This is a genomic window from Methanosarcina sp. UBA289 (assembly GCA_002496565.1).
Classification (GTDB): Archaea; Halobacteriota; Methanosarcinia; order Methanosarcinales; family Methanosarcinaceae; genus Methanosarcina.
This window is the reverse complement of sequence record DAKJ01000017.1, coordinates 36,799-51,587: the sequence shown is the minus strand read 5'-3', so window position 1 is coordinate 51,587 and position 14,789 is coordinate 36,799. Positions and strand designations below refer to the sequence as shown.

Below are 14,789 nucleotides of genomic sequence, written 5' to 3'. Positions count from 1 at the left end.
GTAAGTTTACCTTTATCAATAACAAAAGGGAAGAATTTTCATTTTTATGCAAATTTGCAGTTATATTTTAGAACTTTAAATTATCATCGTATTGAGCAACTGTTACAGGTTAAAATTCAAAGGAGATGGTTTTAAGATTATTGAAAAGTATAAACTGTTGAAACTATTTTAATGACCTATGAAGAAGGAAAAATAAGTGAAAGATAAAGAAAATATCCATCCGATAGCTTTAGCTTCGATAACCGCTGTTTCTTTTTTAATTATCGTTCTGTCTACAGCTTCGGCAGCTACTGAACAAAATGTTTGGCCCAAGATCACTGAAACTCGGATCACCACTAGTGGATTTGCATACAGTCCTGATATCTATGGTGACAGGATAGTGTGGATAAATAAGAGTAATGGAAAACACGATATTTACATGTACAATCTTTCTACTTCTAAAGAAACTCAGATCACAACCAATAGCTCATATAAGGGTGAGCTTGCTATCTACGGGAACAGGATAGTGTGGAAGAATTATCTCAATGGAGAACCCGATATCTACACGTATGATCTCTCCACTCATAAGGAAACTCAGATAACTAATGGAACGGGCTATCCAACGGACTATGACATATATGGTGACAGGATAGTGTGGCATGATAATCTTAATAACAGTATCTACATGTACAATCTTTCTACTCACAAAAAAACTCAAATTCCCACCAGCGGAACAGCATACTATCCTGCTATCTACGGTGACAGGATAGCGTGGATTTCTGAAGGGAACATTTACTTGTATGATCTCTCCACCTCCAAAGAAACCCAGATAACAACTGGCAAGACAGCATACAATCCTGCTATTCATGAAGACAAGATAGTATGGGAAGATTATCGTAGTGGTCATAACATCTACATGTACAATCTTTCTACTTCCCAAGAAACTCAGATAACCACCAGCGGAATAGCATACAATCCCGATATTTATGGCGACAGGATAGTATGGCGGAATGGGCGTTCCGAAAACGTTGTTGTCTATATTTATGATCTTTCTACTCCTAAAATAACTCGTATCACCACCGCTAAATCAAATCAGATACAACCTTCAGTCTACAATGATAGGATTGTATGGTTGGATAATCGAAATGATAATAATGACGATATCTACATGGGTACTATCTCAGGATTCAAAACACTTGTAGCAAACTTTAGTAGCAATGTAACCGGGGGTTTTCCTCCTCTTTCTGTGAAATTTATAGATCTTTCAGAAAATGCAACAGAATGGAACTGGAACTTTGGGGATGGGAATAATTCAACAGACCAGAATCCAATGCATACTTATTCTTCAGCAGGGAACTACACCATTAACTTAACCGCAACCAATGGAAACAGTACGGATTCAAAACTTTATACAATAGACTCAAAACTTGATAAAATAACTGTAATACGACCTGTTGCTTATGCATACATTACTACTTCCACGGGTGTTTATGTTATTGACACTACCACAAATACTGTTACAGCCAGGATAAATACAGGATCATCTACTCATGGAGTTGCAGTTAGTCCGGATGGAACAAAAGTATATGTGACTAATGATGTCAGTAGCACTGATAATAGCACTGTCTCTATAATTGATGCCTCCATAAATACTGTAACAGCCACAGTGCCTGTAGGGAAATGGCCTTATGGAATTGCGGTCAGTCCGGATGGAAAAAAGGTATATGTGGCAAACGAAGGCAGCAATAATGTTTCTGTAATTGATACAGCTACAAGTAAGGTAACAGATACGGTAAATACCAGAATCTCGCCTTATGGAGTTGCAGTTACTCCTGACGGAACAAAAGTATACGTGACGAACTCTTGGAATAGAAATGTTTCCGTGATTGATACTGCAACAAACAAGGTTACAGCCACGGTGAACACGGAAGATGGCACCTATGGAGTTGTAGTCAGTCCAGATGGAAAGAAGGTATATGTGGCAAACTACCGCAGCAAGAACGTCTCTGTAATTGACACTGCTACAGACACAGTTATAGCTACAATAGAGGTGGGGTATGGTCCCATTGGACTTACAGTCACGCCGGATGGAAAAAAGGTATATGTGGCAAACGAGGACAAAACTATCTCTGTAATTGACACTGCCACAAACACAGTTATAGCCGTAGTAAACGTGATAAGTGAGCCTTTTGGAATTGCAGTTACCCCCGATGGGAAAAATGTATATGTTGCAAACAAAGGTATGTACTTTGAAAATATTTCCTACTTTGATCATAATGTCTCTGTAATTGACACAGACACAAATACCGTTAAAACAGTAGTTGCAGTAGGATACACTCCTATCGCCTTTGGACAGTTTATAGGGAAAAAATCAACCCTTCCTATTAATGCACCAGTATCTTATATAGCAGACTTCAGCGCCAATGTTACAAGTGGATATGCTCCTCTTTCCGTCCAGTTTACAGATAGGTCGGGAAATGCAACAGGATGGAACTGGGTTTTTGGAGATGGGGTAACTTCAACCGAAAAGAATCCAATGCATACTTACTCAACAGCAGGAAACTATACAGTTAATCTAACAGTGAATAATGCAAAAGGAACTGCCTATAAAACTAATATAGTAACTGTATTTGAGGAAAGTAGCTCAAACGGTGGCAGTAGTGGAGGAAGTAGCCATAGCAGTTTTATTGGTGGAGCAGGTGGCTCTCTTGAACCTGCAAGTAGTGTTCAGGTAAAAGAACTTTCACAGGCTTATGTTACAAGCGGAAAAACTGTAAAGTTTGATTTCCCAAAGAATGCAACCTGTGTCGTATATGTAATCTTTGATGCAAAAAAGACCTTTGGTAAGACTACAACCATTGCTGAACAGCTCAAAGGGAAATCTTCTCTGGTTTCCGGACTGCCCGAAGGTGAAGTCTACAAATCCTTTAATATCTGGGTCGGAAACGGAGGGATTGCAACCTCAAAGAATATCGAAAACCCAGTTGTTTGCCTCAAGGTTGAAAGATTTTGGGTAACGGACAAAAATATTGATCAGGATTCTATCACTCTTAACAGATACAACGATAAAAAATGGGAACAATTCCCAGTAAACCTGTTAATGAAAGACAACAAGTACTTATATTTCACAGCCAAAACTTCAGGTTTCTCTTCATTTGCAATAACTGGCACAGTGAAACCATCTGAAGAAGCTGTAACGAAAATAGAGATTGATTACCCTGAAACAATTAATAAAAACAATACAGAAAATAAAGAACCACAAGCAGAACAAAAAGATATCCTGAAAACGACAGGATTTGAAATATATTATGGAGTAGCTAGCCTCCTTGCAGTACTCCTGTATAAAAGAAAGTAAAAAACGAAATTCAAAGTTTTATGTAAAAAAGTTAGTGCGAGGGGTGGGATTCGAACCCACGAAATCCTTCGATACCGGATCTTAAGTCTAATATGAAATACGATACTAGACCTAGATACTTATTTATTGGATGTGTGCCTTTAATTATTTATGAGAAAGCTAGCGGAGTTTAGCGAACCTAATAAAGAAACCATGGATAGGTACCTTAAGCATATGCACTTAATCGGAAAGAGAGAGCGCACAATTTACGGCGAAAGCTGGAACTTAAAACCTTTTTTTGATTTCCTTGAAGGAAGACCTGTCCATGAAACCAGCCGGGAGGATATCGAAGAGTATATTATTGACCGAAAAAAGAAGGTTAGCCCAACCACAGTACACAATGGAATCATTTCGCTAAGATCATTCTTTAAATGGCTGAAGCCAGGTAATGACTTCTTTTCAGGAATAAAGAGCAAGCAACCTAAAAATAATTTACCTGTAGATGAACTTCTTTTATCACATGATGTAATTATGCTCAGGGATGCAGCAAATAATCAGAGAGACAGGGCCTTAGTAATGGTGCTCTGGGACTCTGCGGCCAGGAAAGGCGAGCTCTTGAACATAAATATAGGGCATATTCAGCTTGACAAATACGGAGCTGCTGTTATAGTTAATGGGAAGACAGGAAAAAGAAGGATAAGGCTCATTGACAGTGTTCCTGACCTACAGCTATGGCTTAACATGCATCCGTTAAGAGACGATCCTAACGCACCTGTGTTTATCACAGACAGGAAATACGATGGGAATTACCGGAGACTCAATGAGCAAACTGTAAATAATATGCTTAACGGACTTGCCGAAAAAGCCGGAGTAAAGAAAAATGTTTATCCCCATGCATTTAGGCATGGCAGATTAACGGATCTTGCTAAAAGAGGATTTAATGAGATGGAGTTAAGGATATTTGCAGGATGGACTAAAGAAAGCGGGATGCCTGCAACCTACCTGCATCTCTCCGGAGCAGACATTGAGAAAAAAATCCTTGAAAAAAATGGAATCATTGAAGATAATAGCAAGGAAAGGGAAGAGGAGCTTAAGCCTATGGAGTGCCCCAGGTGCAAGACAAAGAATCCAGCAGGCGCGAAATACTGTTTTACTTGCTCTATGATCTTGGATCATAAGCTCGCGGTAGAAGTGCAGGACGTAAAAACTGAAACAATGGGAGAGGTTGACAGCGCTAAGATGTTGGAATTATTAAACTTTGTGAAAAAATTCAGTGAAAAACAATAATTTTGCTATATCAAGAGTGGGGAAGGTAACTGCCAGTCCTTTACATATGGTCTGACAATTACTATCAATAATTACTGAATTCCTTCTTTTTCAATTTAAAGGCTTTATAGGTCTTATTTTTTACATGTTTATTCCTTGAAGTTGAACTGTCGGACAGCCTCTTTAGGGACGGCAGTATGCAATTTGATGTTTAATCCTAATAATTATTGAAGTTATGCTAAAAAGAGAACTTCTTTATCTTCCGGATCAAAGTATAATTTATAGAACGACAGATAAAAGCTATTTTCTCCCATTCGAAAATTATGATAAGCCCTATATGCGGACACTAAATCTGTTTCTAGGTTAGCAGCAAATTTTGCAAAAGATCTCTCTAATGAAGCCAAGAAAGCTTTTTCTATAGGGGATTCTAAATTATTTTGGAAATCTTGTAGAAGGTAGCTTTTTAAAAATTCGTTGTAGCATAAAATATGACTAATTGCTTGGCGAGATTTTATCTCTATAATTTTATGGTACAGTTCTTTAGGATAGTCTTCAACTATTGTTTTGTACACATTTTCAGCTATTTTATTAGACATTTCTTTCCGGACTTCTTCAGATATATTTATTACAATGTTAGAGTTTTTTTCCAGCATTTCATTTATTATCTCTTCGGCCATTGTATGGGACATTTTAATAATTAATGTTTTTTGGGAGTCCTCTTGTGATTCAATACCCCAAAGAGAAGAATTCTCTTCCAGCATTTTCTCGAACATTTCTTTTGATATTTCAATATCTGGGGTTATAGTAACTCCTTTTATAAACGTTTCATAAACATCATTAATGTTTGTTCTAAGAGATTTATCTTCAAAATAACCTCCGGAAAGCTGGTAAAATCTATACGTTTGAGAGTAAACAGTCTTAAAATCGCCATCTAAACACATATCAAAAAATTTAGGGGACACTCGTAATTGAACTCGTAATTTATAATCGCTCAAAAAATTTGGCAAAAAATCTAGATCTGCCCCGATTTCTTCAACTGACATTAGAGATAAAGACTTTCCATATTCGTTAAGCCTTATCTCAGAGAAATACTTTTTAATCTTTTTCAAATTCTCAAACTTTGTTATATCCCATTTGTTCCCGTAATCATCAGCGACAAGGTCAAACTTTTCTATACAATGATCCTTATTTAATTTTTCCAAGTGGTCTTTGATGTTTCTCTTGTTTACTATTCCGTATTTTTCTCTTAAGTGATTTCGTATTTCTGACCCTGGTACAGCATCGTTTTTATCAAGAATATACTTGATAATTTCGATTTTTATCTCATTCTTTTTATAATGTTGCCCTTGACTTCTTTTAGTTATTTCATTTTCTTCCATATAAACAGCATATGTTTTGGGATATTAATATGTTTTGATTTTATGGATTTATTATATGACATATATCTTGTTTTTAATACCCCCGGGGGGTATTAAAATTGAAAAAAATACATTTAAACTGAAAAGCATATGCTAGTAATGGTGATAAATATCTTTAAAGTTGTAACTCGAAAAATTCAGAAAGTAAGATACTCCTACCTAGTCTCCTTACCTGTTGAATGGATAAAGCATAAAGGAATAGGCAAAAGCGACTCACTAAATATAGAAATGCAGACCGATGATAGTTTGAAGATTTTTCCGGCTCCGGTCACCCGCCAAGATGAGAAAGGAGCCGAAAGCTCAACACCAGCTAATAAAAAAGAGGTGCTAGCATGCAGATAATAACACAAGAAAATATAAGTTTTGCTACTTGGGCAGCACAAACTTATGCAACAAAAAAAGAAGCCGTAGATTTCCTAGAAAACAGCTTAGACCCCTTTGAAAAAGCAATAGGTACTTTAATAAAACAATATGCGGGGGCTGAAATCAATGCTTAAAAACGGAACCGTGGCCATGGGTAGTTGGCCACAGGTCAAAACCGTTTATTATAACCCTTTGTTATATTTGCCCATTTGGTTTATTAGCTGTTCAGCATCTGGGATGATAGCATGATGGGGAAACCTGTGATATGCAATTCCACAGGAGTCGAGGTAATTAAAAGCAAGAACTGCAACAGTATTTATCATTATTGGGCGAGGCTAAAGAAAGAGTCGGAGAACTACAACAGGGCGCAAATTACCAGATCTTACCGACTGGAAGGGGATTTTAAATGCAGGCCTGTGATATCTTTCCCACGGAACCTGTGTTCAGTGAGTATATTGACTATGATGCTCTTGAGGAATTCCGCAAAAGCCTTCAGGCTCACAAGGAACTAAAGACGGCGGGTCCAAGGGTATTTCAGGAGGCTTTTTTAATGATTCTAAAAGCTCTGGAAGTCTTCTATAGTGAAAGGCAGAATAATAGGTCTGTATACCTTTGTGATGTGTACAGAGAGCAGGAAGCGAAACTGGACAGGAGGGCTTAACATATGGCTCGCCGAGAAAATATCAAACCCTGCAAAAAGCAACCTGTGAACTGCAAAAAACGCTGTTGTTCTGAATGTTGTGCTTTAAGAGAAAATGAGAACGCTATGAGAAATCTATTCACCTCCGACTTAATTTTAAATCCGGAGACTTGAAAATGGTTTCTGGTTCTATTTTTGACCAAATGGATATAATAAAAATTATTGAATATTATGGAATTAGGCTAACAAAAGAAGGGAATATATGGTACGGATCTATCCCCCCTGTTGGCAGTACCGGGAAAAGCCTCCATGTTTGGTCTAGTACAAACACTTGGTACTGCAACAAAAATCATGTAGGGGGAGGGATTCTCGATTTCATCCAATACATGGATAAAGACCTCACCAAGAGGCAAGCTTTTGAGAAAGCTGCAGAAATTTCAGGAATCCAGCCAGCTTCTCTCTCAGAAGAGCAAGTAGACAAGCTAACCGAAAGAGAAGACGTCTACAATACCCTCACTTCAGCTGCTAACATCTATCACACAGGCCTGAATGAAGAGAGTTATGATTTCATCTTTCATCAGTGGGGGATCACCAAAGATTCAGCAAACGAGTGGAACCTGGGGTATGCTTCCACTGAAAGAAACCTCAAAGAGCTTAATCCTGCAAACCTGGTTAAGACAGGCTTAGCCAATCCAACCAGCACTGGAAACCTTGGTGGGGAGTTTTACAGGGGCAGAGTCATTTTCCCCTTTACGATCAATGGGAAAGTTGTCAACATGGCAGGCAGGCAAACCCCGAAAACCCCAGTTGACGACCATGCACGATACAAGTACCTCCGGACAAAATCTGAGAACAAAAATGAGCAGATTTCTGAGTTTGTGGGAGGTACCAGCTTTTTTGGTGAAGACAAAGTTAAAAGAGAGAAAACCTGTTGCCTTACAGAAGGCCTGGCTGATTGCATTGTTGTCAACCAATTTGGGTCTCCCTGTATGGCAGTTGGATCCACTGGGGTCTCAAAGGAAAAAATACCTCACTTAATAAATCTTCTTCAAACTAAGGTCCAGGTTTACATCTGTTTTGATGATGACGAGAACGGATCAGGGCAAAAAGGAGCCCTAGCTGTAGGACAGCTTCTTTTTGATGCAGGTATCAAGGTAAAAATCATTGATCTCCCCAGAGGCTCAGAGAAGAAGATGGATATTGCCGAGTTTATGAAAGGCAAAGCAGCTGAGGACTTTGAGGCTCTTAAAGAGAAGGCTCTGAGATTCATACCTTATGCCTTGGGATTCTGTCCTAAGTCTGACTCGAAAGTAGAAAATTTGGAAACTGCCGAGGAATTCATAAAACAAAGAATGCTTAGCATCAGCCCAGCGCACCGGGAAGCATATATTACAGACGATATTAAACGTTATTTCGGCTTTACCAACAAAGAAACGCCGTGTCTTATCAAACTAGCTAATTCCTTGGTTCAAGAGAGCAAAACAGAAAAATCTGGTTTTGAAGAAGATAGCTCTAATCAACAGGAAGACGGCCTTGAAAGCACTTTACTTGATTCTCTTAAATCCCACACCGGGAAAGGTCTGTTTGCTTGTGAAACATGGGTAAATGAGTTTAAGTACAGTATTGCGAAGCTGCAACCGGAATACTTAAGCAAGAAGCTTGTGGACCCGAGAACTAAAGTCTATAGTCATGAAAAGTTCATGATTGCAGTTAAAGCAAGCTTCCAGTTATCTGTATATGAGACTGAAGAGATTTATAAAAAAATCCGGGGGATAAATGACACTTACCATCAAGAAAAGAGAAGATTAAGTAGTATATTAATCCGGCTTCAAAACTACTCTCCATATGTCCGAAGCAAAGCTGAAAGGGTGCTCATAAAGGGGAACCCTCTTAAGTTTATTCAAAACACATGGAAAAAATCACATGTTGGGGATAATGCAGTGGGGAAAACTTTGCCTGTGTGTGTCGCCAGTGCTTATATTATTGGGGACAATGCTGGACTTTCGTTAATAATTACAGGACCTAGCGGAAAAGGTAAGTCCAACGCTGTTAATGATTTTTTTGACTTGCTTCCCCCTGGTATAGCCGTAAGATCCGGGTTCTCAGATAAATATCTCTACTATTCGGAAAGTATTCTTCCAGGGAGTATTTCTTTTCTTGATGATAGAGAGTTGTCCCCACAGATGAAGGAGTTCTGTAAAAACTCCATGACTAATTTTCAAAAACCTGCTGTGTGGGGGACTGTCATCAATGGGGAACCCAAGGAATTAACTGCCCCTGAAAGGAATGTTTTCATTTTTTCTTCTGTTGCTGGACTCAATGACGACCAAATGGAGAACAGGTGCCTGCAGTGTGAAATAGACTCAAGTGCTGAGCAGGACGCAGATGTTGCAGAACAGCAACGAAACAGAGAAATTGCAGACACTTCAAAGAAATTCAAAAATAGAATAGAAATCTGCAAATGTATTTATGACCTGCTTGGGCTGCTTACATATGAAATTAAAATACCTTTTGCGCAAGCTATCAACTGGACTCACACCCACAACCGCAGGAACCAGCCTAAATTTTTTGACATTATCAGGGCTGTCTGCCTTTATAAAATAAATCAGCGAAAGTGCATTAATGGATTTTATCTTGCAGAGCCAGAAGACTACAAAAAAGCTTGTGAGATATATAAAGAGACCGCTGTCCAAAATAATACAAACCTTACAAAAAAAGAACAGGAAGTAATTGACCTTTTTATAAAAAAGAATCAGGAGAGCGGATTTTATGATAAAGCCAATAAAATGAACCCTGCGAAAGCAAAAAGGTTGACCTACAAAGAAATAGCGGACAAGGTAGGGATAGCAACCGGAACTGTTAGAAATATGTTCAGTAACAGGGAGGATAGAGGTTACGGGCTGGAAGGTAAAGTTATGGGATTTGGGTCTGAGGACTCTAAGGATGGAACCAGGCAAACTCTGATTTACTACACAGGAAACGTAGAGTTCAAAACCTACGAGACCTTTTCTAGCCTCAAAAGTGATGAAGAAGTTTCTGCCTTCATAGAAAACGCAGAAAAAATCTTTGCACAGGAAACTTCCGAAATAAATGAGATCAAGGAGGAAGCTTTTAAGGATTTAGTGGATGCTATGCCTTCCCTGCCTATTATTAACTGTCACCGAGATCGTTTCAGTAGCAGCAGCCGAAATATCATCACTGCCACCATACTGTCATCAAACGATATGATTACAGATAAAAAAGGTAAAAACAATATCAATATGCATAATAATAATCTAGATGATACTACTGTCACCGTAAAAAAGGAAAATGCCCCCGAGCCACAAATTCACACACACACTGCTTTCGAGAATAAAGAAAATTTTGGAATCAAAAATCTTGAAGACAATATGTGTGAAAATTCTAGTAATACTCTCTTTTCTGAAAATCACGGTGACACTTCATCCAAAAGGCCTGATGATACTGAAATAATATTATCAAGCTCTCTGATGACACTTGATGACAGTGGTGATGGGTCATCTAATGATGCCGAAATCAAAATGGTGACAGATAGACCAGAAGTTTCTAATTTAAGGTATACCACAGAAAAAATAAAAGAATACCTGAATAAAGAGTGCCACGGAAACCCTATAACCAAATCCCTGGATTGCCATATAACAGATTTTAAGAAATACTGTCCTGAGTTTGAGCGGGTGGACAGGGATCACCTAGAATATGTTTTCCACAAGGTCCTGAAATCAATCTCTTCCTCAGACAATAGCCCGAAAAGGGGAGAAACATCTGTTTTAGAGCAGAACCAGCAAGAAGAAAAGACGCTTTCAAAGCCTGCAGCTGAGAAGAAAGGCATTGAGATTCTCAAAAAAGCATTGCAGGCAGAGAAGAAGGGGGCTGTAGTATGAGCTTCCTTTTTCTTGATATTGAAACAATGCGATTTGACCCCAAAAGCAAGAAGCCGGATTACCACAGAGACAAGATAATCACAGTCCAGTTTTTGACTGAATATGGGGATTTTTACATCATTAAAGGCGATGAGCTCAATGATTTACCTGAGTATCGAGAACTCTTAGAAAGTTTTACTATTGTAGGCCATAACCTGAAGTTTGACTGTGGTATGCTAAAACAGCAGTACGGAATCAATATTCACTCTGTCTATGACACTATGATAGCAGAACTCACCTTATCTGGAGGCCCTGCACCTTGGGGTAGTTTTCGCACTCAAGAGGACCATGATAAAAAAGGTATGAAGCTGCAGGATTTAGTTTATCGTTATTGTGACGGGGAAAGGATGAATAAAGGACTGCAGTGCTCTTTCAAGCTTGGGGAAGAGCTAACAGCTGAGCAGATTGATTATTGCCAGAAAGACCTTGAGTATCTTCCTATTATCATGAAAAAGCAGCAGGAGAGGATAGAAGAGCTCAATCTTGAATCTGTAATAGAAACAGAAATGGCTATGATCCCTGTAATGGTGTGGCTTGAGCTGTCAGGGCTGCACTATGATCCTGTGAAGCTAAGAGAGATAACGGCAGAGCTTGAGAGCCTGGAGAAGAGCATGAGATATGAGTTATACGCAGCTTTCGGGACGAGCAAGATCAATCTCAGTTCTCCCAAGGATATGGTAAAGCAGTTCAACATGAAGGGGATTCCTGTCACTTCTATAAGTGTGGATGAGCTCGCAAATTATGAGGATCCTTTGATAAACCAGTACCAAGAGTACAGGAAAATAAAACACCTGATAACTAGTTTTTCTTCAAAGCTACCGGCTCACAGAAACAAATTAACAGGCAGAGTACACGCTGACTTTTTCCAATATGGTACTAAATCAGGGCGGCTTAGCTGTAAGTACCCCAATCTTCAGCAACAACCCAGTAAATTCAAGAAATGGAGAACTATTTTCACAGCTGAGCCAGGAAATAAAATCATAGCCTGCGACTACTCCCAGATAGAACTCAGAATATTAGGAGAGATAGCAAATGAACTCGAGATCATTAAGGCCTATGCTGCAAATATTGACCTTCATGCTTTGACAGCTTCAAAGGTCTTCAATATTCCTATTAAGGAAGTGGGAAAAGACAGTAAAGAGCGCAGTATTGCAAAAACAATTAACTTCGGACTAAATTATGGTATGTCTGCCCTTGGGCTAATAAAGAAGTTAAAGACAGAGGCCGGGATTGAACTCACAAAAACACAGGCACAGGGCTACATAGAGGCGTTTAAAGGGGGCTATCTTTCCATAAGCAAGTATCTTGACAGGATAAGCCAGGAAGGGATTCAAAATAGAATATTAAGAAATGTTGCAGGCAGGCTCTTAATTATTGATACTGATAAAGAGGAAGGGGCAGCAGGCAGGGAAGCAATGAATCTTCCAATCCAGTCTCTCTGTGCGGATATGATAAAAGAGGCCCTTCCGAAAATCCAGGCTAAGCTTGAGCCTATGGGGGTGAAGTTCATTAATACAATTCATGACGAACTTGTTTTTGAATGCAGAGCTGAGCAGGCTGATGAGGTGGCGATCAAAGTAAAAACAATAATGGAAGAGGTAGGAAACAAATACTTAAAACAGATTCCTTGTGTGGCAGATGTTTCTATCTCTGATTGTTGGAAGAAGGGGTGATGGGATGCAGTCACTATTTTTCACTAACTAGCGAGTAGATCCTGAATTAAGTAAGGACTTATCCTTATCCTTTTTAAAAGCTAAAAAGGCCTCGGGTTGACAGCTTAATAAAATATTTGTTGGACTCCGATTATTTCATAGTGCCTGTAAGTTTATCATGATTCTTAAACGATCTCTGTAAAGTTGATGCATATATTAAGACTGGCAGGGGTTACACATCAGTTAAAGGTCCCAAGGGCCATGCTACTTTATTCATAGCAAGAATCCAAGAACACATTTAGCTAATACCACAAGAAGACGATATAATGAGGTATCACATGGGGTTATTTGGAATTTTTGTTTACAAAGAACACGACACTTTAGCTATCCATAAAGCAATAATGAGGACTCTCCAAGTGCAGATTTTTGCAGCTTTGGATATAGTAGATTCGAAAAGAAACGCAGGTCCATCCAAGAGTAATATATTTAGCTTTTAATTTTGTAAAGGAGCAATTGTGATGTTCTTTTCTTCTTTAATTTTGCCACAAGAAATGAGAGCTTGTGGTTTTCAGCGTAAAAGGGCCAGAAGCTACGGAAAAAAACAAAAACCTATTTAATCTTTGAAATAATTTACATTGTAAGATATAAGACATATCTTTATAAAGCGATACTATGAAAAGCGCAATCATCTCCCGTATAAGTCCCACAGAATTGAGTACTCGTGAATCACTATTAAAGGCTAACTCTGATTTAATAGTACAGCTGCAGGGCAGACTGAAGGCAAAACGTTTCAGGCCCCAGGAGGGGGACAACTTGAAACTGGGGTATATGCGTGTACTTCTGCAGGCCTTCCAGGTTCAAAATGCGATCTTGAAGGATTCGGAACTTGAGGACCTTAAGCAAAGGCTGGAAGTTCTGGAAGCTTTGCAGAAGGCTGGAAGCCAGGACAAAGAAGAACTTGCTTACCCTAAATATGATGAAGAGCAGGATGAGGAGTACACAGATTAAGCAATGTAGGGGAATTATCATATGGTCACAGCTACAGACCTGAGAAGAAGAATAGATGCTCTTGAGCGTGGCCCTGGGACTCAGGAAACAAAGATTTTCTTTATAGAGGAAGGTGAAGACCAGGCTTTGACAAAGGCCCAACGGGAAGCTGTCAAGTCTTGGGAGCAGGCTCACCCCTGGGGGCAGGCTCATGTAATAATCTTTGAGGAAGTTGGCCCAGGTTGATGTTTTCAAAAACATATTCATATGTGAATAATAATGTTTTTGTGCCTGTTAGTAAGGGTATGATGATCAAAAACAGTATCCGTAGTTAGATTTTTCTGAAAATAACCTATTACCAGAACTTCCACCAGGGCTTTCTTTCTCCTGGTGCTTCAATGGCTTTCTGATTAATCAAGCTCTGAACCTGCAGCATGTAATTATTGTGCATGGTCCTCAGGTTTTCTTCTCTCTGGCTGGCCTTCTCAAGTTCTGCCTTCAAAGTAGAAATTGCGTTTTTCTAACTCTTCAGATCTGCCCTGCAGGCGCGACAACTCCGATAGGTCCGGAGCTTTCCTTAAGTTCTCTTTCAGGTTTTTTATCTGCCTCTCAAGCACCTCATTCCTGGTTTTTAATATGGGGATTCCCAGGGATATTTCGGGGATCTTCTGATAATCTTCCGGGGATACCTGGGGATCTTCGCTGTTCTCTCCAAGCAATTTCTCAAAGGCTTTAGTTACTGCAATAGTGGGGCTGGTATATCCCGGGGATACAATCTGATCCCATGTTTCTAAAGGTATTCAACATTGAATTTTCTTCTGTCTTCTGTGATCTTCCTCGGTCAAGGGGTCTGCCTTCCGGGGCCAAATTTCATCCATGTATGCATATTGTTCTTCAATCGTCTTAAATTTCGAGGGTCAAAATCTCGCCACCGCTCTCTCATTTCCTCTTCACTCAATACCGTAAAAAATCCTCCTGCTACTCTTGACGCTTTATACTTACTTAAAACCGGACTGGTCAAAAATTAGAAACAAAAGAGTCTCATTCTAAGCCATACTATCCCGCTTTTGTTACATGGTTATATTAGACAAGCCTGGACCGGTCTAAAAACGTCCTGTAGAGGCTTAGAATAAGAGATTTTGAATAACTTCTTTTCAACTTTAACATATTAGTATAAATACCAATATGTATCAACGTATAAATTTAAATACT

General features: G+C 39.0%; 12 protein-coding genes. 9 read left to right on the top strand and 3 right to left on the bottom strand.

The features are described 5' to 3' along the window. Positions 1–196 precede the first annotated feature (196 nt). Together BP549_RS06495 and BP549_RS06490 are read left to right on the top strand one after the other, a co-directional pair. Complete coding sequence (locus BP549_RS06495) at positions 197–3,334, top strand: PGF-pre-PGF domain-containing protein (protein ID WP_292379192.1); 3,138 nt, start codon at positions 197–199, stop codon at positions 3,332–3,334. Positions 3,335–3,484: 150 nt separating this feature from the next. Beyond that, positions 3,485–4,600 carry a site-specific integrase gene (locus BP549_RS06490; RefSeq protein ID WP_292379190.1) on the top strand — a complete coding sequence of 372 codons (1,116 nt, stop codon included), beginning with the start codon at positions 3,485–3,487 and terminating at the stop codon, positions 4,598–4,600. A 212-nt stretch (positions 4,601–4,812) separates the two neighbouring features. Here BP549_RS06490 and BP549_RS06485 read toward each other — a convergent pair whose 3' ends face one another. Beyond that, positions 4,813–5,958: a hypothetical protein gene (locus BP549_RS06485; RefSeq protein WP_292379188.1), complete on the bottom strand. Its 1,146-nt coding sequence runs from the start codon at positions 5,956–5,958 to the stop codon at positions 4,813–4,815. 129 nt (positions 5,959–6,087) lie between these two features. Between BP549_RS06485 and BP549_RS06480 the strand changes: the two genes are divergently transcribed. The 7 genes from BP549_RS06480 (at position 6,088) to BP549_RS06450 (ending at position 13,823) form a co-directional block, all read left to right on the top strand. Next, positions 6,088–6,339, top strand: coding sequence for a hypothetical protein (locus BP549_RS06480; protein ID WP_292379186.1), 252 nt, complete (start codon positions 6,088–6,090; stop codon positions 6,337–6,339). Continuing rightward, positions 6,330–6,494 (top strand): hypothetical protein, encoded by a 165-nt coding sequence (locus BP549_RS06475; RefSeq protein WP_292379184.1) that lies wholly within the window; start codon positions 6,330–6,332, stop codon positions 6,492–6,494. The genes BP549_RS06480 and BP549_RS06475 overlap by 10 nt, the downstream gene beginning before the upstream one ends. A gap of 272 nt (positions 6,495–6,766) precedes the next feature. Continuing rightward, positions 6,767–7,021 (top strand): hypothetical protein, encoded by a 255-nt coding sequence (locus BP549_RS06470; RefSeq protein WP_292379183.1) that lies wholly within the window; start codon positions 6,767–6,769, stop codon positions 7,019–7,021. A gap of 155 nt (positions 7,022–7,176) precedes the next feature. Beyond that, entirely contained in the window at positions 7,177–10,899 is a 3,723-nt protein-coding gene (locus tag BP549_RS06465) for a toprim domain-containing protein (RefSeq protein WP_292379182.1), read from the top strand. Further along, positions 10,896–12,611, top strand: coding sequence for a DNA polymerase (locus BP549_RS06460; RefSeq protein WP_292379179.1), 1,716 nt, complete (start codon positions 10,896–10,898; stop codon positions 12,609–12,611). The genes BP549_RS06465 and BP549_RS06460 overlap by 4 nt, the downstream gene beginning before the upstream one ends. 792 nt (positions 12,612–13,403) lie before the next feature. Beyond that, the gene (locus BP549_RS06455; RefSeq protein ID WP_292379178.1) at positions 13,404–13,598 is read left to right on the top strand and encodes a hypothetical protein; all 195 of its coding nucleotides are present in this window, start codon (positions 13,404–13,406) and stop codon (positions 13,596–13,598) included. Between the two features lie 21 nt (positions 13,599–13,619). After that, complete coding sequence (locus tag BP549_RS06450) at positions 13,620–13,823, top strand: hypothetical protein (RefSeq protein WP_292379174.1); 204 nt, start codon at positions 13,620–13,622, stop codon at positions 13,821–13,823. A gap of 109 nt (positions 13,824–13,932) precedes the next feature. Here the strand turns inward: BP549_RS06450 and BP549_RS06445 are convergent, their stop codons facing one another. Further along, the gene (locus tag BP549_RS06445; protein ID WP_292379173.1) at positions 13,933–14,079 is read right to left on the bottom strand and encodes a hypothetical protein; all 147 of its coding nucleotides are present in this window, start codon (positions 14,077–14,079) and stop codon (positions 13,933–13,935) included. Continuing rightward, positions 14,063–14,296: a hypothetical protein gene (locus BP549_RS06440; RefSeq protein ID WP_292379171.1), complete on the bottom strand. Its 234-nt coding sequence runs from the start codon at positions 14,294–14,296 to the stop codon at positions 14,063–14,065. Before BP549_RS06440 ends, BP549_RS06445 begins: the two co-directional genes overlap by 17 nt. Positions 14,297–14,789 lie beyond the last annotated feature (493 nt).

Excerpts from the sequence above, each read along its gene's own strand:
- BP549_RS06490 (WP_292379190.1), top strand. The coding sequence starts at position 3,485 with ATGAGAAAGCTAGCGGAGTTTAGCGAACCTAATAAAGAAACCATGGAT.
- BP549_RS06485 (WP_292379188.1), bottom strand. The coding sequence starts at position 5,958 with ATGGAAGAAAATGAAATAACTAAAAGAAGTCAAGGGCAACATTATAAA.
- BP549_RS06480 (WP_292379186.1), top strand. The coding sequence starts at position 6,088 with ATGCTAGTAATGGTGATAAATATCTTTAAAGTTGTAACTCGAAAAATT.
- BP549_RS06475 (WP_292379184.1), top strand. The coding sequence starts at position 6,330 with ATGCAGATAATAACACAAGAAAATATAAGTTTTGCTACTTGGGCAGCA.
- BP549_RS06470 (WP_292379183.1), top strand. The coding sequence starts at position 6,767 with ATGCAGGCCTGTGATATCTTTCCCACGGAACCTGTGTTCAGTGAGTAT.
- BP549_RS06465 (WP_292379182.1), top strand. The coding sequence starts at position 7,177 with ATGGTTTCTGGTTCTATTTTTGACCAAATGGATATAATAAAAATTATT.
- BP549_RS06460 (WP_292379179.1), top strand. The coding sequence starts at position 10,896 with ATGAGCTTCCTTTTTCTTGATATTGAAACAATGCGATTTGACCCCAAA.
- BP549_RS06450 (WP_292379174.1), top strand. The coding sequence starts at position 13,620 with ATGGTCACAGCTACAGACCTGAGAAGAAGAATAGATGCTCTTGAGCGT.